Origin of the sequence: Shewanella chilikensis (assembly GCF_037953065.1) — a bacterium.
In the GTDB taxonomy this organism is placed as follows: Bacteria; Pseudomonadota; Gammaproteobacteria; order Enterobacterales; family Shewanellaceae; genus Shewanella; species Shewanella chilikensis.
On record NZ_CP149966.1, the window covers coordinates 1,127,651 to 1,149,172 of the forward strand.

The 21,522-nt window shown below is 43.6% G+C and carries 16 protein-coding genes and 2 pseudogenes; 14 read left to right on the plus strand and 4 right to left on the minus strand.

Going from position 1 to position 21,522, the window contains the following annotated elements; all coding sequences use genetic code 11:
- The first annotated feature begins 17 nt into the window (after positions 1 to 17).
- A complete protein-coding gene (locus WKR14_RS05245) occupies positions 18 to 659 on the plus strand; it encodes an MBL fold metallo-hydrolase (protein WP_339087481.1) in 642 nt (213 codons plus the stop codon).
- Between the two features lie 677 nt (positions 660 to 1,336).
- Positions 1,337 to 2,320: pseudogene (locus tag WKR14_RS05250) on the plus strand (DUF4158 domain-containing protein); the annotation flags it as partial.
- Here WKR14_RS05250 and WKR14_RS05255 read toward each other — a convergent pair.
- From WKR14_RS05255 to umuD, 4 genes and pseudogenes are all read right to left on the minus strand, one after another.
- Complete coding sequence (locus WKR14_RS05255; protein WP_180824602.1) at positions 2,309 to 2,848, minus strand: hypothetical protein; 540 nt, start codon at positions 2,846 to 2,848, stop codon at positions 2,309 to 2,311. The pseudogene WKR14_RS05250 and the gene WKR14_RS05255 overlap by 12 nt on opposite strands.
- 4 nt (positions 2,849 to 2,852) lie before the next feature.
- Positions 2,853 to 4,262 (minus strand): tyrosine-type recombinase/integrase, encoded by a 1,410-nt coding sequence (locus WKR14_RS05260; RefSeq protein ID WP_061094527.1) that lies wholly within the window; start codon positions 4,260 to 4,262, stop codon positions 2,853 to 2,855.
- Between the two features lie 188 nt (positions 4,263 to 4,450).
- Positions 4,451 to 4,684 (minus strand): annotated as a pseudogene (locus WKR14_RS05265) (DNA polymerase V subunit UmuC); the annotation flags it as partial.
- Between the two features lie 7 nt (positions 4,685 to 4,691).
- The gene (umuD, locus tag WKR14_RS05270; RefSeq protein ID WP_000116661.1) at positions 4,692 to 5,141 is read right to left on the minus strand and encodes a translesion error-prone DNA polymerase V autoproteolytic subunit; all 450 of its coding nucleotides are present in this window, start codon (positions 5,139 to 5,141) and stop codon (positions 4,692 to 4,694) included.
- Between the two features lie 637 nt (positions 5,142 to 5,778).
- Here umuD and WKR14_RS05275 point away from each other — a divergent pair.
- The 12 genes from WKR14_RS05275 to traD all read left to right on the plus strand — a co-directional run bounded on the left by WKR14_RS05275 (position 5,779) and on the right by traD (position 21,519).
- Entirely contained in the window at positions 5,779 to 6,684 is a 906-nt protein-coding gene (locus WKR14_RS05275; protein WP_211867983.1) for a 3'-5' exonuclease, read from the plus strand.
- Between the two features lie 87 nt (positions 6,685 to 6,771).
- The gene (locus tag WKR14_RS05280; protein WP_032479286.1) at positions 6,772 to 7,071 is read left to right on the plus strand and encodes a hypothetical protein; all 300 of its coding nucleotides are present in this window, start codon (positions 6,772 to 6,774) and stop codon (positions 7,069 to 7,071) included.
- Positions 7,072 to 7,286: 215 nt separating this feature from the next.
- Entirely contained in the window at positions 7,287 to 7,580 is a 294-nt protein-coding gene (locus WKR14_RS05285; protein ID WP_211867985.1) for a hypothetical protein, read from the plus strand.
- 11 nt (positions 7,581 to 7,591) lie between these two features.
- Complete coding sequence (locus tag WKR14_RS05290) at positions 7,592 to 8,506, plus strand: WYL domain-containing protein (protein ID WP_211867987.1); 915 nt, start codon at positions 7,592 to 7,594, stop codon at positions 8,504 to 8,506.
- Between the two features lie 69 nt (positions 8,507 to 8,575).
- Positions 8,576 to 10,135, plus strand: coding sequence for a type I restriction-modification system subunit M (locus tag WKR14_RS05295; protein ID WP_211867989.1), 1,560 nt, complete (start codon positions 8,576 to 8,578; stop codon positions 10,133 to 10,135).
- A complete protein-coding gene (locus WKR14_RS05300) occupies positions 10,132 to 11,382 on the plus strand; it encodes a restriction endonuclease subunit S (RefSeq protein ID WP_339087484.1) in 1,251 nt (416 codons plus the stop codon). Before WKR14_RS05295 ends, WKR14_RS05300 begins: the two co-directional genes overlap by 4 nt.
- 1 nt (position 11,383) lies before the next feature.
- Entirely contained in the window at positions 11,384 to 12,673 is a 1,290-nt protein-coding gene (locus tag WKR14_RS05305; RefSeq protein ID WP_211867993.1) for an anticodon nuclease, read from the plus strand.
- Positions 12,670 to 15,783 carry an HsdR family type I site-specific deoxyribonuclease gene (locus tag WKR14_RS05310; RefSeq protein WP_211867995.1) on the plus strand — a complete coding sequence of 1,038 codons (3,114 nt, stop codon included), beginning with the start codon at positions 12,670 to 12,672 and terminating at the stop codon, positions 15,781 to 15,783. The genes WKR14_RS05305 and WKR14_RS05310 overlap by 4 nt, the downstream gene beginning before the upstream one ends.
- Before the next feature lie 104 nt (positions 15,784 to 15,887).
- Complete coding sequence (locus WKR14_RS05315; protein ID WP_211867997.1) at positions 15,888 to 16,451, plus strand: hypothetical protein; 564 nt, start codon at positions 15,888 to 15,890, stop codon at positions 16,449 to 16,451.
- On the plus strand, positions 16,451 to 17,362 hold the full coding sequence (locus WKR14_RS05320) for a Kiwa anti-phage protein KwaB-like domain-containing protein (RefSeq protein WP_211867998.1): 912 nt from the start codon (positions 16,451 to 16,453) through the stop codon (positions 17,360 to 17,362). Before WKR14_RS05315 ends, WKR14_RS05320 begins: the two co-directional genes overlap by 1 nt.
- 138 nt (positions 17,363 to 17,500) lie before the next feature.
- On the plus strand, positions 17,501 to 19,651 hold the full coding sequence (gene mobH, locus WKR14_RS05325) for a MobH family relaxase (RefSeq protein WP_211868014.1): 2,151 nt from the start codon (positions 17,501 to 17,503) through the stop codon (positions 19,649 to 19,651).
- Positions 19,652 to 19,698: 47 nt separating this feature from the next.
- A complete protein-coding gene (gene traD, locus WKR14_RS05330) occupies positions 19,699 to 21,519 on the plus strand; it encodes a conjugative transfer system coupling protein TraD (RefSeq protein WP_211868017.1) in 1,821 nt (606 codons plus the stop codon).
- The last annotated feature ends 3 nt before the right edge of the window (positions 21,520 to 21,522 follow it).

Here is a 21,522-nt window from a genome sequence, read left to right on the forward strand (position 1 = left end):
AAAAAGGTGTTTTGACAATGACAGAGATTATCAAAGATTTATACCAATTTACAGAGGTAATGGAGCCGATTAAGCTTTCAATGCACCAATACTTATTGATGACAAATGAGCCTGTTCTCATTCAGACCGGAGCCGTATCACAAGCGCAAACTACCATTCCTAAGTTGCAAGAGTTGCTCGGTGAACGCAAAATAAAATACATTCTAATTTCTCATTTTGAATCAGACGAATGTGGCGGACTTGCTTTGGTTCTCAAAGAACATCCCGAAGCTGTCGCGGTTTGTTCCGAAACCACAGCAAGACAACTGATGGGGTTTGGTATTACTAACAATGTGCTTATTAAAAAGCCGAATGAAATATTTGCCGGAGATGATTTTGAATTTCAAACTATCAGTTACCCATCTGAAATGCATCTGTGGGAAGGACTTTTATTTTTTGAAAAGAAACGTGGTATTTTCTTTAGCAGCGACCTCATGTTCGGCATGGGTGAGAATCACGGACAAGTTATCGAAAGCAGTTGGGACGCAGCGGTAAAATCAAGCGGCGCAGATACATTGCCCAATCAAGAATCCGGACAAAAGCTATCCTCGGATTTGAGTGAGATTGAACCTAAGTTCGTTGCTTCCGGTCATGGGTTTTGCATTACGATTGTAGGATAAATCAAGCAAATAGACCTTGCAAAATAAGCATTTGCAAATATACCACTTCATAAAACCGTATACTGTAATTATCAAGATTTTGAACGATATTGAAAAACAGTAACTTAAAGGCTCGATATATTTATAATATATCGAGCTTTTTTCATGTCTAAAAACTTGGGGGTATATAGTGAAAAATACCGTCCCAACGTCCCAAAGGCTGATAAGTAGGCGCATTATATGGGTAATAATCGAGCATGAGTATCATACGGATGCTCGGGTCGAAAGGGAATCCCCAGGCGAGTAACCTGTTTGCGGTGATCCATTAGCTGCAGGAGCAGAAGAGCATACATCTGGAAGCAAAGCCAGGAAAGCGGCCTATGGAGCTGTGCGGCAGCGCTCAGTAGGCAATTTTTCAAAATATTGTTAAGCCTTTTCTGAGCATGGTATTTTTCATGGTATTACCAATTAGCAGGAAAATAAGCCATTGAATATAAAAGATAAAAATGTCTTGTTTACAATAGAGTGGGATACAGACACGCTTGATATGTTTGGAGATGGGGTTCTAGGGATTTTCCCCTCTAAAAAGACTTAATCCTCTGTAGACCACACCAATAAATGGCTGCGGAGGTGGGTTACTACTTATAAGTGTGGCAAATTAGGTAAATATCGTACATTTAATACGGAACAGCCCTGATATGGCCATCAAAAACGAAATTACTATTCTCACGAGAGCAGAACAGGCAGATCTTTATTCCCCACCCATTTTTTCAATCGAAGAACAACGTCTGTACTTTTCTCTGAACGATGCGGAATTGGCAGTTTTTCGGTCAATTCGTCTCAGAGCTCATAGATGTTACTTTGTCGCGATTTTGGGATACTTCAAATCAAAGCCCGTCATCCTAGATATCGCTTACTCGCAGGTTTCTAAGGATTTAATGTTCATCAGTAAAGAGCTGCTTGGCGGCAAGGGGCTCAGACCATTCACTCCCTCACAAAAACAAAAAGATCGACTCTACGCAAAAGTATTAGACCTTGCTGGTTATCACAAATGGGACGAAAGTCAGCACTTCAATTCTCTTTTCGACCACCTTGTTCAGGTGGGCAATGCCTGGCTGGAGCCGCGTTACCTCTTTGATACTGCTATTGAATTCCTAACCAGTCACAGCATTGCTATCCCTAGGTACACCGTACTCCAGAGACTGATAAGCAGAGCGATGCAGCAGGTCAGAAAAGACCTGGCGCACCAACTTAATCAACTCACCAGTCCTGAACTTCACGTCTTTCTGGACAGCATAACAGCCATTGATGACGGACTAAGCCTGAACCAGCTCAGAGGCGGTGCAAAAAGTCTGACCGTACCTGAACTTAAAAAAGAGCTTGCCCTTTATCATCAGTTAGCGCCATGGCGCACGCAAATCAATGGCGTTATCGATGGGCTTAATCTGTCTCTTAAAAATCGACAACACTTCGGTGAGCTCATCAACTATTACGGTAGTAAACTCAAACGATTCAAACGCGCACAGCAGCATCTATGGTTGCTATGTCACCTGACAGAGCGGATACAACTGGCACTGGAACGGTTAACTGATGGGTTCATTTACCATATCCGCAAGCAACAAGAAGCTGCCAACACCTTTGCACAACAAGCAGTGTTCCTGTCCTGGCAGTCAGCCGCGGACTGACACATCAAAATCAAGCACTGGAAGCATCGAGTCGAGATTCATCTTTTTTTGAAGAGCTGAGGATTCCAACAAACCAAACTCTTCACCATTATGATACTGAAATTGGTATTTTTTAGGCTCACTAGCAATGTCAACTAAGCGCCGTAACTCACCTGAGTTACCAGCGTAATAAAGATATCCAGCCTGACTAAAAGGGTCGAACTTCTTAATGTCGCAAAATGCAATGTAAGTCTTTAAGGCGCTTAATTTAACTACTAGAGACCATGCATTGGTTTCATTTTTCTTCTCTTGATCAACCCATCTTTTTAGCTTTTGCATTCTTTCCAGTCGAGAGGGTTTAGCTAATGGTTTTTTGGGATCACACTGTTCATGACACCAATAAATAAAATTGTGTCTTGTGCTGTTTAGCACCCCTTCTGGCCGTATATCAACGATCAAATCTAATGAAGTAACATTTTTCTTAGTAATCGGCGGAGCGGGTGATTTATTTTGATTTCTCGATGCTGCTAATCGACTTTTTGCCATATCATCACCTCAGCGATTGTTGTGCGAATTGATTTTTACGCTGAGCGAATTCCAACCATGTTTTATTGTCATTCATGTAGTTAACGTATTTTTGAGTGGTAGAGGTGCTTTCATGCCCCATCAAATCAGCCAGCTCCTGTAACAAAGCCTCGAAGGGCTTACCTGTTTCCATATGTTTGCTGTACAGCCAGTCGGTTGCGAAAGTGGCTCGTAAGTCATGAGGGGCAAAATAAATATCAAGCCCACAGTGTGTCAAATCATTGCGGATAGTTTCCACATACTTTTGAATGGTGTTTGGAGCGTAGATATTGCCATTCGATTTAACGAATAAGTGGTTATGGCGAAGTAATCCTTTTTCAATAGCCTTCTTCCTCGCCTTACTTAACTTGTACTCGTACAACAGATCCATGACACTGGCTGGGATTTCAATTGTTCTGTTTTTTTTGAACTTGGTTAAGCAACCGTTAATATTCTCACCAATTTGCACCTTAACTACTTTAGCTTTTGGCTTGTCCACGACAGAGGCAGGAAATGTTATTAATTCCTCCAATCTCAATCCCGTTTCAGTTTTTAAGTACACCATTAGGGCTTTAGTGTCAGATGAATTTTCAATATCAAGGTGTTTATAAAGCTCTTGTTTTTCATCTTCACGAAGTGGGTTAAGCTCTCGAATATCAGCATCTTGAGGTTTTTTTATGTTCTTAAATGGTCTAGTGAGACCTGTGGTGTATACAATAATTTCCTTACTGTGACTGCGATTGAGATGTGAGAGCATTTCATGTTGTGCTCTGTTTCCTTTGTTGCTTATGCGAACAGTCTTTGCCTTAAACTCAAATGGTCGAAAGGTTTTGCTGATTGAAATGATCCGCTGGCGATGAAGGAAGATGAAGTAATTGACAACTTTCAAAACATAGTTAGAGGCTGTACTTGGAGAACCACCGACTTTTCCAGTTTCATCCTTGGTATAAAGGTTTTCCAATAAATAGTCTCGATATCTCACGATTGGACTTTCCTCTACCTTCTCGGTGCAGTCATATATTGTTAACGGAGGTTTTTCATCAACCAGAAGGCCAGTCCTTGGGTGTGTATGTTCGGGGATTTCCGTGCTCAACCACCGATAGAAGCTCAATAACGCAACTGCATGGGATTGAATCGTCTTATCGGAGGATATATCTGGATCTGCCAACAAAGAGTGAAGATATAGATTCACTGGCACCACATTGATACCATCGGGGTCTATTAAAATTGGAAGTTTATGAGCAAATGGTTTTGAGTTGTCCCTAACGTCATGGATGATCTCGCCACTGTCAGGGTGTGGCCTACTTATAAATGAGGGATATTTCTCCGTACTAATCCACATAAGACAATAGTCAAAGCCGAAGTCATCTGGAAACGACCTATTTTGTTCAATCACATTAACACCTAAATCATCCGTTATTCACACTGCTAAGCCTTCCCCCAGGGGGTTACGCGTTCATACATCTACTTTTTCAAGATATTTCTTAACCAATAGTAAAAATTGTAACCACCCCTCATCTCGACGTCTAATTTATACAACCTGAAACATTACAACATGTGATGTCTAAAGTATTTCCCAACTGTAAGCGCATAGTTAGAGGAGAATGCCAAAATGCCATGGCGCTGCATTTCGGCTTTGATCTGAAAGACGGGTACGCCCATTTTAATACCGAGTAACTTAGCTTCACGCGAGCGTGCAACCACGCAGCCGTCATTGTTGGACAGCACCACAACCGGCGTATCTTTTAAATCAGGACGAAACAGCTTCTCACAACTGGCGTAAAAGTTGTTGCAGTCCACCAAGGCAAATACAGGCATGGGACAGTCACGACTTACGGCGCATGTTTCGCACCACATTGGTGACCACACCAAATATCTCTAACTCTGCCCCTTCAGGAATATGAATGGGCTCATACGCCTGGTTTCTTGGGATCAGCTTGACGCACGGCCTTAGTTGAAGCTCCTTTACCGTGAGTTCACCATGGATGCCAGCGATGACAATGTCACCGTGTTCGGCTTGGACAGAGCGATCAACCACCAGAATATCATCTGGGTGAATCCCGGCATCAATCATTGAATCACCTTCAACACGCACAAAGAACGTTGCAGCCGGTCGCTTGATGCACAGCTCGTTGAGGTCGAGCGTTTGCTCAACATAATCCTGCGCTGGTGAGGGAAAACCAGCAGAAACACGTTCCATGAACAATGGAATACGAAGGCGCTTGGCTTTGATGAAGGCAAGTGCGCCGCTACGGCCTATCAGCGAGACACTCATGACGAACCTCGAAAAATTACAACTGATACTGTTTGTTTATACAGTATCTAATGCTATGCTGATTTCTACAAGTAAAATTGTAGGTAAAACTGGTGTTGTTCGAGTAAGACGTTGTGTCGTAGGTGATTTCTTTTTTGTGTTGAAAACTAGATGTGGGTTTGCTCGCCCTCGTCAAAGCCTGCAAGGCTTGGACAATACTGCTTCTGCCTACTGCTCTTGTTTCTGTTACTGATCCTGTTACTGCTACTGGTTAACGCATGGGTCAAGTAACCGTCAGACAAGGATTGTTGAACCCTTTGCAAAGGGTTTAAAAACAGTTAGTAAAATTCTGCTTCGTATTGAATTTACTGGCTTAAAGCGAAGTCAGGAGCATCTTTAAAATGCTCAGTCGAACTCAGTTCAAACCTTTTGCAACCGTTTGAAAAGGGGTTGGCCAAGCCATACGTAAAGGGTATCGGTAAGGGTTACCTAAACGGTTTAGCTAAGGCTTTCTGAAAGGCTTAGTCAAAGCCTTCATACATGGGTTCACCCAGTAGAAAGATTAAAAAAACGCTGAGGTATTCAAGGTGCATTTTGAAAAACCTGTGGCACAGTGAAATAACCCAAAGCGAACAATAGAATTGAAGAGAAACCATCAATGACAAGAGCCCCTGCGCCATTTCCGCTAGAGCGCCTCGCGGATATCCCAGAAAGACCAGAAGATTTTAGATTGCTGGAGCGTATTCCATTAACGCGTGAGCCGCAGTCTTGGCCACTTGAACTTTCTCCTGTGGTCGGTGATGAACAGCCAATGGTGCTGCTCGATACAGAGACAACCGGACTGTCTGCCGATGATGAGTCCATTATTGAGCTTGGTATGGTTAAGGTGCTTTACAGCCCCTCTGCTCAGCGGATTGTGTCGATTGTTGATGTGATCAGCTTGTATGAAGATCCCGGCAAGCCAATCCCCGAGCTGATTACCGAGTTAACCGGCATCACCGATGAGATGGTGCAAGGCCAGCACATTGATGATTCACTGGTAGCGAGTTGGTTATCCGATGATCCGCTGGTGGTTGCACACAATGCACAGTTTGATCGTCCTTTCTTTGAAAAGCGGTTTGCTGCATTAGGACATCTATCTTGGGCCTGTTCAGCCAGTGGCATAGATTGGAAGGCGCTGGGTTTTGAAAGTCGAAAGCTTGAGTACCTGCTGCTTCGCTTAGGTTGGTTCTATGAAGGACACCGAGCTGCAACCGATTGTTTGGCGATGGCCTGGTTGTTTCATTTGTTGCCCGAGTCCGTTGCAAACTTGTTGTCTGAAGCAGACAGGCGAACTGTGTTAGTTCGTGCGTTTGGTGCGCCGTTTGACGTAAAGGACTATTTAAAAGAGCGCGGTTACCGCTGGCATGACGGTGTAAAAGGTGCCAACAAACATTGGTGGCGCGAAATCAGCGAAGACGAGTTGCCGCAGGAACAAACTTACCTAGATGATTTGTATCATCGTGGCTCAGAACATGCCCACTATGACTACAAAGATGCCCGCAATCGATTTAAAGCTTTGTAGCTCTCTACAAGGTAAGCCTTGCATATTTGAAAATCTCTGGAAAATGGAAAGTGAACTCATGGTTTAACCAATAAGAGGAATCTTTCCATGTACCAAGACACCTACATTGAATACTGGGGCGAAATCTTCGTCTCTGCCCGCATCATTGAATTTGGCATCACGTTCGAGCGCTTTCTTAAAGATCCATGGAAGCATTTGATGTCCTGTGGCCAAGAATCTGCACCGGACGCGATTGCTGAAGGGATGCTGCCATTGCTGCCTGCCCAGGCAGAAGTTGCTAGGCGCGTTCGAGAGAGTGAGCAACGAGTCCCGATGTCTACAGAGTCGGACAAAGGGGGATCTCATCGCGGTAACATCGTGGTGTCACTGGTTCGGGTAGCGCATTGATTGATAGCAACTATCATCGATGGCACCAAACAAGGTCTTCACGCCCATACCTGAGCGGCAATTGCAATCCAGATCAAAAAGTTGCCGCTTAGTCTTCCCTACAAAATAATTTGTGATAGGATGATACCTAATAAATTTAGTTAGGCTGTATAACTCAAATTGTTTTCTTGCTGTGAGCAACCACACAAGGTGGAGTTGGTTTCTGGAGGGGGCGCATGAATACATCAATGGAGCTTTTATCAAAGCTCACTATTTTAGAAGAGCTGATCCAAGTTGTTAGCCATGAAAATGCAACCAAAACAGAAAAGTATCTTGCGTATTCGGGTGTATTGGCTTTGCTGCGGGAGATTGACGAAACAACTAATGCCCCTTGTTTTGGCGAGCATAGTCGAGATCTCAAGAGTGCGTTATTAAAGAAGCTTGAACTTGGAACAGACAGCCAAGGCTTGCATGATCCGGCAGCTTATCTCAGAAAGCTCAAGTCTTCACAATGCTTAGATGTTGAATAGATGAAGGTTGCATGAAGCTGAATAAACATGATCTGTCTGGAAGCAAGCCTAAAACGCTTTTAGAAGAACTACCTCAAGCTAGCCGTGATCGTATTGCGCATATTGACTTTACCCTGTTATTCAAGGGCGAAGCGGTACGCGCTGATTTGGTTGAGCGTTTCAGTATAGCGCCAACACAAGCAACGAAAGACTTTACAATGTACCGAGAGCTTGCACCAGGCAACATCGAGTATGACCAAAAGCTCAAGTTGCATAAGCGTGGTGAAGCTTTTGAGCCCTTGTTCGACTACGACGTTGTGAGAACACTGGCAACCATTAGCCAAGGGTACGGAGATGGCTTCACCGGAAAGGTAAAGCCACCTCTGGCTTGTGAAGCACCTTATCACCTTAACAAGCCGAGTTTATCGATAGTAGCGAAAGTTACTGAGGCCATACACAAAGGCAAAGCCTTGAACATTACCTATGTGTCGTTATCGAGCGGTGAAACAATGCGTGAAATTGTACCGCATACGCTGGTGGACAATGGCCTGCGTTGGCATGTTCGTGGTTTTGACCGCAAGCATGGTGAGTTCCGTGACTTTGTATTGACCCGCATTAAAGCAGCGGTTGTGCTGGAAGATTCCACTTTGTCTGAAACAGAGCTTGAAACCCAAGATCGGCAATGGAACCGATTTGTAGAGCTTGAGTTAGTACCGCACCCACGCATAGAGCACAGCGAAGCGATTGAATTGGATTATGGTATGACGGGTGGCGTTCTAAAGGTTGAGATTAGAGCAGCAACCGCTGGGTATTTGCTACGCCAATGGCATGTGGATTGTTCCAAAGCACACAGCCTTCAAGGCACTGAATACCAACTTTGGTTAAAGAATACTCCGACACTCTACGGGGTCGGAAATTTGAATTTAGCTCCAGGGTTTAACGAATGATGTTCGACGACAGTGAACATTGCGCAACCCATAAATGAATTATGACGAATTAAAATCAGGAATTAACAGATGACAAGTTTACAACAACGTGCCGAACTTCAACGCCAAATATGGGCGATTGCCAACGATGTGCGAGGCTCAGTGGATGGTTGGGATTTCAAGCAATATGTACTGGGTACGCTGTTTTACCGTTTTATCAGTGAAAACTTTGTCAACTACATCACAGGCGGAGATGATAGCGTTAATTATGCTGCCATGTCTGACGATGATGAAAACATCAAGTTTGCTAAAGAAGATGCCATTAAAACCAAAGGCTATTTTCTTTACCCTAGCCAGTTGTTTAGCAATGTGGCGGCCAATGCACATAAGAACGAAAATTTAAATACGGATTTGGCAGCAATTTTTGCGGCAATCGAAAACTCAGCCAATGGCTATGATTCAGAAAAAGACATCAAAGGCTTGTTTGCGGATTTTGATACCACCAGTAATCGTCTGGGTAATACGGTAGAGGCAAAAAACAAACGCCTAGCTGCGGTGTTAAAAGGCGTGGCCGGTTTAACCTTCGGTAATTTTGAAGACAACCAAATTGATTTATTCGGTGATGCCTACGAGTTCCTGATTTCAAACTATGCCGCGAATGCGGGTAAATCCGGTGGTGAATTTTTCACCCCTCAGCACGTCTCAAAATTGATCGCACAGCTGGCCATGCACGGCCAAACCAGTGTGAATAAAATTTATGACCCTGCGGCGGGCTCGGGCTCGTTGCTGTTACAAGCTAAAAAGCACTTTGATGCGCATATCATTGAAGATGGTTTTTTTGGCCAAGAGCTCAACCACACCACCTACAACTTAGCGCGTATGAACATGTTTTTGCACAACATTAACTACGACAAGTTCAATATTCAGTTGGGTGATACCTTAACCGAACCGCACTTTTTAGACGACAAGCCGTTTGATGCGATTGTCTCTAACCCGCCTTATTCGGTGAAATGGATTGGTAGCGACGACCCAACCCTAATCAACGACGACCGCTTTGCGCCCGCTGGCGTACTGGCCCCTAAATCAAAAGCCGACTTTGCCTTTGTGCTGCATGCACTGAGTTACCTATCAAGCAAAGGGCGTGCAGCCATTGTGTGCTTCCCCGGTATTTTTTACCGTGGCGGTGCTGAGCAAAAAATTCGTCAATATCTGGTTGATAACAACTATGTTGAAACCGTGATTTCACTGGCACCTAACCTGTTTTTTGGCACCACCATTTCCGTGAATATTTTAGTGCTGTCTAAGCACAAAACTGACACCACCACCCAGTTTATCGATGCCAGCGGTTTGTTTAAAAAAGAAACCAATAACAACGTACTGACTGAGCAGCACATTGAAGACATCATGAAAGTGTTTGCCAGCAAAGAGAACGTGGATCATTTTGCTAAATCTGTTGAATTGGAAATCATAGCAGGCAATAGCTACAACCTTTCGGTGAGCAGTTATGTAGAGTCCGAAGATACTCGTGAGTTAGTAGACATAAATAAGCTCAATGCTGAGCTTAAAATTACCGTTGCGAAAATAGACCGACTTCGCAGTGATATTGAGGCCATAGTTGCGGAAATTGACGGTGAGGAGGTTGAGGCATGAACGATTTTAGCTATGTAGAGAAACTACTCGATGGTGTTGAAGTGGTTTGGCTTCCGATCAGCGAAGTTACTGAGCGAACTACGAATATAAAGTGGCGTGAAACTTCTGAAAGCCATCAGTATATTGATCTAACTTCAGTCAACGTTGATACAAAAAAAATAATAGAAACAACAGAGGTAAAAGCTAGCAATGCGCCCAGCCGTGCTCAAAAGCTTGTAAAAAAAGACGATGTATTATTTGCAACAACTCGTCCGACACAAATGCGCTATTGCTTAATTGATGAGGAATATGATGGAGCAGTCGCGAGCACAGGATATTGTGTATTGCGAGTGAAAAGGGATGTGACTCTACCTAAGTGGATTTTGCATTTGATTTCCTCAAATGATTTTAAAAAGTACCTTGAAGAGAATCAGAGTGGATCTGCATATCCAGCTATTTCTGATGCCAAAGTCAAAGACTTTAGTATCCCTATCCCATGCCCAGATAACCCAGAAAAATCGCTGACAATACAAGCTGAAATTGTGCGCATTCTTGACGTATTTACCGCTATGACCGCTGAGCTGACCGCTGAGCTTATTATGCGGCAGCAACAATACAATTTTTACCGCGACCAGTTGTTAAGTTTTGATGATGGGGAGGTAGAGTGGAAGAACCTAGAGGATGTTGCATCTTTTAGGCGCGGTTCATTCCCTCAGCCCTATGGAAACAGTGAGTGGTTTGATGGAGAGGGCTGTATGCCTTTTGTTCAGGTTGCAGATGTGGCAGATTTTGGCTTCGAACTTAATACAAAAACGAAACAGAAAATTTCTAAACTGGCTCAGCCTAAAAGTGTATTTGTTGAAAAAGGTACTGTTATAGTTTCCTTGCAAGGTACGATTGGGCGTGTTGCCATCACCCAATATGATTGTTATGTAGATAGAACTTTAGCTATATTTACCAATTATAAGTCAGACATAAATAAAAAATATTTTGCACATCAGCTAAAGGCTAAATTTGATAAAGAAAAAGAATTCGCCAGAGGAAGCACTTTGAAAACGATTACTAAGGCGGAGTTTTCGAAGTTCCAGATACCTATACCATCAATTGAAAAACAGAATCGCATTGTTTCCATTTTAGATAAATTTGATGTATTGAGTCACTCAATTCAAGATGGGCTTCCACGCGAAATTGAACTGCGCCAAAAGCAATACGATTATTATCGTGACCTACTGTTGAGTTTTCCTAAACCTGAAGAGGCGGCAGCTTAATATGGGTAAGGAACTAAAGGACATAGCTAGAGACTTAAAAAGCAAGAATAAAAAGGTACAGTTGATCTATGCCTTTAATGGCACAGGGAAAACTCGATTGTCACGAGCTTTTAAGGAGGAAATCGTTCCTTCTACACAGAACGATGATAGTGAAGGAGATGGAGAGAAAACTCGTGATAAGTTCTTGTACTACAACGCCTTTACGGAAGACCTGTTTTATTGGGATAACGATTTAAAAGTAGATTCAAGGCCAAAGTTAAAAATACAACCAAATACTTTTACGGGTTGGTTGATAGACTTGTTAAAAGAGTTGGGCGAAGACGGCAACATCGCTACAAACTTTCAACGTTATACGGGTAGCAAAGCTACCCCAATATTTAATGAAAAATATAAAGCTAAAATTGATGAAAAGGAAGTAACGATACCTGCGTTTTCTGAGGTCATTTTTCAAGTAGCCGCAAATGAACCTGTCAACTATGAGCTAGATACTGCCGCGACTGATGCTGTCGAAAATGTCGTTCAGGGTAAATACGAAGTAATAAAAATTTCAAAAGGTGAGGAAAGTAACTTTGTATGGAGTGTTATGTACACTCTTTTACAACAAGTTGTTTCCACCCTTAATGAGGTAGATGCTACTAATAGAATTACTGATAAGTTTGATGCTTTAGAATACGTATTTATTGATGATCCAGTGAGTTCATTGGATGATAGTCATTTAATTGAATTAGCGGTTGATTTAGCAGGTTTGATCAAGTCTAGTTCGTCAGACTTAAAATTTATCATAACAACGCATAGTCCCCTTTTTTATAATGTGCTCTGCAATGAGCTCAATAATAAGGCTTATCAAAAGCAGGCCGATGGTACTTTCAAACCAATCTATAAGCCAAATAAGGAATTCCAAAAATACCGATTAGAAAAGCTGGCTGATGGTGATTTTGAACTACCTGAACAACCGACAGACTCGCCGTTTTCTTATCACTTATTCCTTCTAAATGAGCTTCAGAAAGCCATTAATGATAGACAAGTCAGAAAGTATCATTTTAGTCTTCTGAGAAATGTTCTTGAGAAAATGGCCACTTTCCTAGGTTACAACTATTGGCCTGCACTTCTTCAAAAATCTCAAGACGGAAAGCCAGATCCATTCGCCAATAGAATCCTTAATTTATCCAGCCACTCTGCTCATGCTGGCGACGAGATCTCGGATCTAGAAGATAAAGACAAGGATAAATTAGAAGCCCTGGTTGGTTACTTAATAAACACTTATGGATTCAAGAAGCAGGAATTACAATGACCAACTATAAAAGTATTGCAGAATCGAATAACTTTATTGTTTTAGATAAATATACACGACAAGACCAAATTGCTGAGGGCTATCAAAGCGAAGGTGATTTAGAGCGTGAACTGATTCAGGACCTAAGCAACCAGGGCTATGAGTATTTACCTGCGCTAACGACACCCGATGCCATGCTGGCGAATGTGCGCAAGCAGCTACGAGCCCTTAATAAGGTCGAGTTTACCGATGCCGAGTGGGCTCGCTTTTGCGAGCAATACCTGAACACACCAAGCGACAATATTCTTGATAAAACCCGTAAGGTGCACAGCGACTATATCTTTGATTTTGTCTTTGATGATGGCCATATAGAAAATATCTACCTATTCGACAAAAAGACCATTGCTCGTAACAAAGTGCAGGTCATTAAGCAGTTTGAGCAAACGGGAAGCCATGCCAACCGTTACGATGTGACGATTTTGGTCAATGGTTTGCCTTTGGTGCAAATCGAACTGAAAAAGCGTGGTGTGGCGATCCGTGAGGCGTTTAACCAAATACATAGGTACAGCAAAGAAAGCTTTAATGCTGAGAACTCGTTGTACAAGTTCTTGCAGCTGTTTGTGATCTCGAATGGCACCGACACGCGTTATTTTGCCAATACCACCAAGCGCGACAAAAACAGCTTCGATTTTACGATGAACTGGGCGAAATCAGACAATACGCTGATCAAGGATTTAAAAGACTTTACAGCGACTTTTTTCCAGAAAGAGACGTTGCTTGAAGTGATCTTGCGTTACTCGGTGTTTGATGTCAGCAATACCTTGCTAGTGATGCGCCCCTACCAGATTGCCGCTACAGAGCGCATATTATGGAAGATTAAGAGCGCATTTAACGCTAAAAATTGGAGCAACACCGAGAGCGGCGGGTACATTTGGCACACTACCGGTTCAGGCAAAACACTAACCAGCTTTAAAGCGGCACGTTTGGCCACCGATTTAGACTGTATCGATAAAGTCTTTTTTGTGGTGGACAGAAAAGACCTTGACTATCAGACGATGAAAGAGTATCAGCGCTTCTCGCCTGATAGTGTGAACGGTTCAGACAGTACCGCAGGGCTTAAGAGTAACCTGGACAAAGACGATAACAAGATTGTCGTCACCACAATCCAAAAGCTCAATAACTTAATCAAAAGTGAAAGCGATTTAGGTATCTACAACAAGCAAGTTGTCTTTATTTTTGATGAGTGTCATCGAAGCCAGTTCGGTGAAGCGCAGAAAAACCTGAAGAAGAAATTCAAAAAGTACTACCAGTTTGGCTTTACCGGTACGCCAATTTTCCCTGAAAACGCCTTGGGTGCTGAAACCACGGGCAGCGTGTTTGGCCAGCAGTTGCACACTTATGTGATCACTGACGCCATTCGTGATGAAAAAGTACTCAAGTTCAAAGTGGACTATAACGATGTTCGTCCGCAGTTTAAGAGCATTGAGACTGAACAGGATGAAAAGAAGCTTAGTGCCGCTGAGAATAAGAAAGCCTTCTTACATCCAATGCGCATTCGTGAAATTTCGCAGTATATTCTGAGCCATTTTAACCAGAAAACGCATCGAGCCTATTCTGGCGCCAAAGGGTTTAATGCCATGTTTGCGGTAAGTAGTGTTGATGCGGCGAAAGCGTACTATGAAACCTTCAAGACATTGCAGGCCGAGGCTGAGAATGGACCCACGAGTAAACCTCTACGCATTGCGACTATCTTCTCATTTGCTGCCAATGAAGAGCAGGACGCCATTGGTGATATTTTAGATGAGAGCTTTGAAGTTAGCGCGATGAACAGCAGCGCGAAAGAGTTTTTGAGCGCCGCGATCACTGATTACAATGCCATGTTTAAATCTAACTATGGCGTGGACAGTAATGGCTTTCAGAACTACTACCGTGACCTTGCCCAGCGCGTGAAGAATCAAGAAATAGATTTGCTCATAGTGGTCGGTATGTTTTTAACGGGCTTTGATGCGCCTACGCTTAACACCTTGTTTGTTGATAAGAATTTGCGCTATCACGGCTTGATGCAGGCATTTTCTCGCACTAATCGCATTTATGATGCGACGAAGACCTTTGGCAATATTGTTACCTTCCGTGATTTGGAACAGGCAACCATTGATGCCATCACCTTGTTTGGTGACAAAAACACCAAAAACGTGGTGTTGGAGAAGAGCTACAAAGAATACATGGAAGGTTTTAACGATATTGCTACTGGGCAGGCGCGTCGAGGTTTTGTTGATATCGTAAAAGAGCTGCAAGAACGCTTTCCAAACCCAGAAAATATTGAAAAAGAACAAGATAAAAAGGAATTTGCCAAGCTATTTGGTGAATACCTCAAAGCAGAAAATATTTTACAAAACTACGATGAATTTGCTGGCTTGAAAGCACTGCAAAGCCTAGATATCAGTGATGAACAAGCTGTTGAAGAGTTCAAGTCAAAGTACTATCTGGACGATGCTGACATCGAGGCAATGCAAACCATCGATATGCCGAGCGAACGTGCTATTCAAGATTATCGCTCTACCTACAACGATACCCGCGATTGGTTACGCCGCGACAAAGAAGGCCAGGACAAAGATAAGTCAACGGTAGACTGGGACGATGTGGTCTTTGAAATTGATTTGCTTAAATCGCAAGAAATCAACCTCGATTACATTCTGGAACTGATTTTTGATCACAATAAGAAGAGCAAGAGCAAAGAAGGCTTGATTGAAGAAGTCCGCCGTATGATTCGTGGTAGCCTTGGTAATAGAGCGAAAGAGAGCTTAGTGGTTGATTTTATTAACCAGACAAACCTAGATGAGATCAATGACAAAGCCAGCATTATCGACGCTTTCTTCAAATTCGCCCAGGCGGAGCAGAAGCGCGAAGCCGATGCCATTATTGCCTCTGAAAAGCTCAATATCGATGCTGCCAAACGTTATATTGCATCATCACTCAAACGTGAGTACGCCTCTGAAAATGGCACTGCTCTTAATGAGGCGCTGCCCAAACTTAGCCCATTGAACCCACAGTACCGAACCCAGAAGCAAACGGTTTTTCAGAAAATTGCCGTTTTTGTTGAAAAATTCAAAGGTGTGGGTGGGCAGATATAAAAAATGACGATCTATTTAAGTGCCGCTCGCTTGCTCGATGGTATAGATTTTACAGAATCTATTCTTTTGGTGAGTAGCATTTATTTAGGTTTAAGGGTGGTTTTATGACAGGAAATAATGAAGGTTTGTCGCTAGCTAGACTACTAATGGTCTTGAGCAGTATGTCCCCACTATTCATTCTTTGGGCAATTAAGGGGTGGGGAATAAAAGGTATTTCGGAAGTATATTTTCTTTCTTTCTGCCTTTTTTTTATTACGGTGCCAAATTTATTCTTGTGGTTCCGCGTAATATTAGTAAAAAAAAGAAAAGATCGGCGAGAAGTGAGCGCTGGCGATTGTGAGGATCACAGAGATCATCTACTTGTTTACCTTTTTGCTATGTTACTTCCTTTCTATAGTGTCAATATCGATAGTATTAGAGACTTAGCGGGTCATGTGGCGGCAATAACGTTCATTGTATTTCTGTTTTGGCATCTGAATATGCATTATATGAACATTTTTTGGGCCATGAAGGGGTTCAGGGTATATACGTTGAAACCTGATGCAGCAAATAACTCTATTAGTGGCAGAATTCCTGTCGTATTAATCACAAAGCGCTCTCATATTGTCAAAGGAGAGAAAATTTCAGCTTACAGGCTTAGCCAAACGGTATTTTTAGAGGATGAATAATGCCTATTAACTTTGATTTTGAAAATGTAAATATAACTGAGTTTGGTCTTGGTCTGGATAGTCCCAATCGAGGTTTTGTGTTTGTTCCTGTTGATGAAGTCGTACAGAAGTCATTAGTTGAAATGGTTAGTTTTACAAAGACACAGATGCAGGATAAGGCGAGCAGTATGGCTACGTATCAGCCATCAGAAAAATATTCTTCTATTGAATATCTTACCTTTTCAATCAATGACCCATTGGTACAAGAGCTTAAAACTCTTCATGAGTCCGAAAATGTACCAGAAGATTGCAGTGCTTTTGACAATATCAATCAATGTTTCGCGTACTTTGTAAAGCTCACTGATAACAACCAACAGAGAATAACAGCTGTACGTCGTTCAACTCAGTTTAAAACTTTAATAAAGAAAAGGCATAGGCTGGTTCAGTATGTTGATAATACTTTAAAGTCGTTAGAGGAAACTGTTTTCAAATTGGATAATGACTTCGATTTTATTATTCAGAATGATTTAATTCATATTCTCCGCCCTAGTGGCCTAGAGTTTACAGCTCAACTTCAGAAGGCAATTATGGATGCAGTTCCAGCCAACATTGCGAGTATTGCGAGTGAAATTGATTTCGTTAACTTTGATAGTATATCTCAGTACGCTCAAAACCACCCGAGAGCTGCAAGATATATTGCTTCCATTAAATCTCAATCAGAAGCAATAAACATTAGTCAAGATAAGCTAGAACGTTACTGCGAAAAAACTAATGTTGTCACAAATATAGTTGATGGGAAGATTAATTTAGACAGCTCGCAGATTATGGGATTTTTGGAAGTCCTAGACAGGCGTCGATACGAAATAGATCTAAAAGACGATGGAGAGTCGGAAGTTTATAGAGCGCCGAGCAGAAGCCGAGTAACTAGTTAGTTTACAAAGTCTGCGGCATTTGTAATCAATTAGCAATGCTATTCAAAATATCTGTGTGTCAATAGATCTGGATTTCTTTTATCTAATTCACCGCCGGTGATTTTATGAACCTTCACACTATCGTGTCGGAGGTTCACTATGTTCAAAAACCTATTTTTTCAAACCAAAGCACTACCAGAGCTGTCATCGCAACTGGATGCGGAAATTCCACGCTATCCGCCATTCCTGAAGGGGTTGCCAGCTGCGTCACCTGAAGATTTGCAGTCCACACAAGACGAGTTAATTGCCAAACTGCGCCAGGTACTTGGCTTTAATCAGCGTGAGTTTCAAAGGCTTATTCAGCCCTGCATTGATCATCTGGCTGCTTATGTTCATTTGTTGCCAGCTTCTGAGCATCATCATCACAGTGGTGCTGGTGGTTTATTACGTCATTCGTTGGAAGTTGCTTTCTGGGCGGCACAAGCAGCTGAAGGGATCATCTTTGTTGCCAGTGGCACACCGGTTGAGAAAAAAGAGCTAGAGCCAAGGTGGCGTGTTGCGGCGGCATTAGGCGGTTTGTTCCATGATATTGGTAAGCCCGTTTCAGACTTGTCCATCACTGACGAAGATGGACGCTATCAGTGGAACCCTTTTTTAGAAACATTATCTCAGTGGACGACAAATAACAGCATTGAACGCTATTTCATTCGCTGGCGCGACGGACGGTGCAAACGGCACGAGCAATTCTCAATTCTGGTGTTAAACCGAGTGATGACACCTGAGTTGCTCGCCTGGTTAACCCAGCCAGGCCCTGAGATTTTGCAAGCCATGCTGGAAGCAATTGGCAATACTGATCCCGAGCATGTCCTGTCTAAATTGGTTATTGAAGCTGACCAAACCAGTGTCCAGCGAGACCTGAAAGCTCAACGCATTTCCGTTGACGACAATGCCCTTGGTGTCCCAGTCGAACGCTATCTACTTGATGCCATGAGGCGATTACTTGCCGGTTCGCAGTGGCTGGTCAATCAGCGAGACGCCAGAGTCTGGTTACGAAAATCGAATCAATCAACCCATCTTTACCTGGTTTGGAAAAGCGCGGCTAAAGACATCATTGAGCTGTTGGCCAAAGACAAGATACCTGGCATCCCAAGAGATCCCGATACCCTTGCGGACATCCTCATTGAGCGAGGACTAGCCACTAAATCCGCCTCAAATGAGCGATACGAAAGCCTTGCCCCTGAAGTGCTGCTAAAAGACGGCAAGCCAATCTGGCTACCCATGCTGCATATATCTGAGGCCGATTTATTGTTCAGCTCGAATGTACCAAGTGGTGTGACTCTGTTTAACAAATCTGATTGGGAAGCAACACAGAAAACACAAGAAGAGCCACAGAGTCGCTCCAGTGAGCATTCAGACTTGCCTGAAGGGTCATCATCAATTGAACACGGCAATTCGTCTGAGTCACCATCGACAAACTCGTCCGAACAAGATGATGAACTTCGTCATGCCAGTGATGTTAATAACCCCCAGGCAAATGAAAATGCTCCAGGTGATGGATGTGAAAAGCCTAACAATTCATATGATGGCGCTATCTCAAATAACGTAAACCAGCACGATGCAGAAGCATTGAATCTGCCTGAATCTTTGGCGTGGCTCCCAGAGGCCAGCAGTGCGTTGGTTATGGTTGGTGAACAGATATTGATCCGCTATCCCGATGCCGTAAGGCCTTGGTGTGCTCCCCGAAAACTGCTTGCTGAACTCAGTCAATTAGATTGGCTTGAACTAGATCCCGCAAACCCGACACGTAAGGCCAGAACTATTACTACGAATGATGGCGTTCAGGAGCAAGGGTTGCTGCTGAAAGTATCGATTTCTAAAGGGCTTACTGCACTGATTGACCTTCCCAAACAAGACGCAGAATCAGCGGCAGCAATTCAGAACGAAGAGGCTTCACAGCGTCCGAGTCGAACTAAGATAACCAATGCCCAAGCAAAAGAGCCCGCCACAAGAGCGGAGCGTAATCAAAAGCCGATTGCGCCCAATGCGCAGTCAAGTACTGACCCCAAACACGCGCAGCGGCAAAAGATGGTTAATTTTGTGAAAGATTTGCCCATCTTACTGACCGATGGCAATTACCCAGACGTGGATCATAGTGCCGATGGTATTCGCGTCACGATTCAAACCTTACGCCAAGTCGCCAATGAGCATGGTATTCCAGCCGGGCAATTGCTTCGGGGGATCTCGGCCAGTGACCAATGCCAGTTTGATGAGGGGGAAACGGTTTTGTTTACCGCTCACGCTAAACGTTAATCCTTTTGAAATTAAGCGATTGCAAACGGTTATCTTGCGGAGCATGAATGAAAGAAAACGCATATGAGATGCCCTGGCGCACGAACTATGAAGCCATGGCAGCAGCAGGTTGGCTGGTTGGTGCCACTGGGGCAATTGCCGCAGAAATGCTGACTGAGCTACCACCTGCGCCATTTTGGTGGATGACAGGGATTTCCTCGGGCATGGCGTTGTACCGCCTGCCTGAGGCTTACCGTCTTCATAAGTTACAGAAGGGACTAAAAGGCAAACCATTGGCTTTTATGGAGCTGTCGCATTTACAAAAGGTGATGGCAAAACATCCTGATGAATTGTGGTTAGGGTATGGCTTTGAGTGGGACCAACGTCATGCTCAACGCGCTTATGAAATCCTAAAGCGGGATAAGCAAACCTTGCTTAACCAAGGTCACGGCAAGCAAATGGGCTCGACTTGGATTCATGGTGTCGAGCCCAAAGAAGAAGATGTGTACCAGCCAGTTGGTCACACTGAGGGGCATACCTTAATTGTCGGCACGACCGGTGCCGGAAAAACCCGATGCTTTGATGCGATGATCACTCAGGCCATTTTACGCAATGAAGCCGTGATTATTATTGACCCCAAGGGCGACAAAGAACTTAAGGATAATGCACAGCGAGCCTGTATTGCCGCCGGTAGTCCTGAGCGCTTTGTGTATTTTCATCCGGGGTTTCCAGAGCATTCGGTGCGGCTTAATCCCCTTAGAAACTTTAACCGAGGCACTGAAATTGCCAGCCGAATTGCGGCATTAATCCCATCTGAAACCGGTGCTGATCCATTTAAAGCCTTTGGTCAAATGGCACTGAATAACATAGTGCAAGGTCTGTTGCTTACGTCACAACGTCCTGATCTGAAAACACTGAGGCGATTCTTGGAAGGTGGCCCAGAAGGCTTGGTAGTAAAAGCCGTCACGGCTTGGGGTGAGCAGGTGTATCCGAACTTTAGTGTTGAGATCAAGCGCTTTACCGAAAAGGCCAATACCTTAGCTAAACAAGCTATGGCGATGCTGCTTTTTTACTACGAACGCATTCAGCCCGTTGCCGCCAATACCGATTTAGAGGGGCTATTGAGTATGTTTGAGCATGACAGAACCCACTATTCCAAGATGGTGGCCTCATTGATGCCGGTACTCAATATGCTCACATCAAGTGAACTAGGCCCATTGTTATCACCGATTGCAAACGATGTGGATGACAGCCGGTTAATTACGGATTCTGGCCGTATTATCAACAATGCCCAAGTGGCCTATATCGGCTTGGATTCATTAACCGACGCCATGGTTGGTAGCGCCATTGGTTCGTTGCTTTTATCCGATCTCACCGCCGTGGCCGGTGACCGCTATAACTATGGTGTTGAAAATCGCCCCGTAAATATCTTCATCGATGAGGCGGCTGAAGTCGTAAACGATCCCTTCATTCAACTGCTCAACAAAGGCCGTGGCGCAAAAATGCGTTGTGTGATTGCTACTCAGACCTTTGCTGACTTTGCAGCTCGTACAGGCAGTGAAGCTAAGGCTCGCCAGGTGTTAGGTAACATCAACAACTTGATAGCCCTTCGGGTGATGGATGCCGAAACTCAGCAGTACATTACCGACAATCTGCCTAAGACTCGGTTGCAGTACATCATGCAAACTCAAGGTATGTCGTCCAACTCGGACAGCCCAGCACTGTTTACCGGCAATCATGGCGAACGCTTGATGGAGGAAGAAGGCGATATGTTTCCACCGCAGTTATTAGGCCAGCTCCCCAACCTAGAGTACATCGCCAAGCTTTCAGGTGGCCGCGTGATCAAAGGCCGCATTCCTATTTTAACCAGCTCTACACAGGCAGCATAAGGA

Excerpts from the sequence above, each read along its gene's own strand:
- WKR14_RS05245 (WP_339087481.1), top strand. The coding sequence starts at position 18 with ATGACAGAGATTATCAAAGATTTATACCAATTTACAGAGGTAATGGAG.
- WKR14_RS05255 (WP_180824602.1), bottom strand. The coding sequence starts at position 2,848 with ATGGCAAAAAGTCGATTAGCAGCATCGAGAAATCAAAATAAATCACCC.
- umuD (WP_000116661.1), bottom strand. The coding sequence starts at position 5,141 with ATGAGTGTCTCGCTGATAGGCCGTAGCGGCGCACTTGCCTTCATCAAA.
- WKR14_RS05275 (WP_211867983.1), top strand. The coding sequence starts at position 5,779 with ATGACAAGAGCCCCTGCGCCATTTCCGCTAGAGCGCCTCGCGGATATC.
- WKR14_RS05280 (WP_032479286.1), top strand. The coding sequence starts at position 6,772 with ATGTACCAAGACACCTACATTGAATACTGGGGCGAAATCTTCGTCTCT.
- WKR14_RS05285 (WP_211867985.1), top strand. The coding sequence starts at position 7,287 with ATGAATACATCAATGGAGCTTTTATCAAAGCTCACTATTTTAGAAGAG.
- WKR14_RS05290 (WP_211867987.1), top strand. The coding sequence starts at position 7,592 with ATGAAGCTGAATAAACATGATCTGTCTGGAAGCAAGCCTAAAACGCTT.
- WKR14_RS05295 (WP_211867989.1), top strand. The coding sequence starts at position 8,576 with ATGACAAGTTTACAACAACGTGCCGAACTTCAACGCCAAATATGGGCG.
- WKR14_RS05300 (WP_339087484.1), top strand. The coding sequence starts at position 10,132 with ATGAACGATTTTAGCTATGTAGAGAAACTACTCGATGGTGTTGAAGTG.
- WKR14_RS05305 (WP_211867993.1), top strand. The coding sequence starts at position 11,384 with ATGGGTAAGGAACTAAAGGACATAGCTAGAGACTTAAAAAGCAAGAAT.
- WKR14_RS05310 (WP_211867995.1), top strand. The coding sequence starts at position 12,670 with ATGACCAACTATAAAAGTATTGCAGAATCGAATAACTTTATTGTTTTA.
- WKR14_RS05315 (WP_211867997.1), top strand. The coding sequence starts at position 15,888 with ATGACAGGAAATAATGAAGGTTTGTCGCTAGCTAGACTACTAATGGTC.
- WKR14_RS05320 (WP_211867998.1), top strand. The coding sequence starts at position 16,451 with ATGCCTATTAACTTTGATTTTGAAAATGTAAATATAACTGAGTTTGGT.
- mobH (WP_211868014.1), top strand. The coding sequence starts at position 17,501 with ATGTTCAAAAACCTATTTTTTCAAACCAAAGCACTACCAGAGCTGTCA.
- traD (WP_211868017.1), top strand. The coding sequence starts at position 19,699 with ATGAAAGAAAACGCATATGAGATGCCCTGGCGCACGAACTATGAAGCC.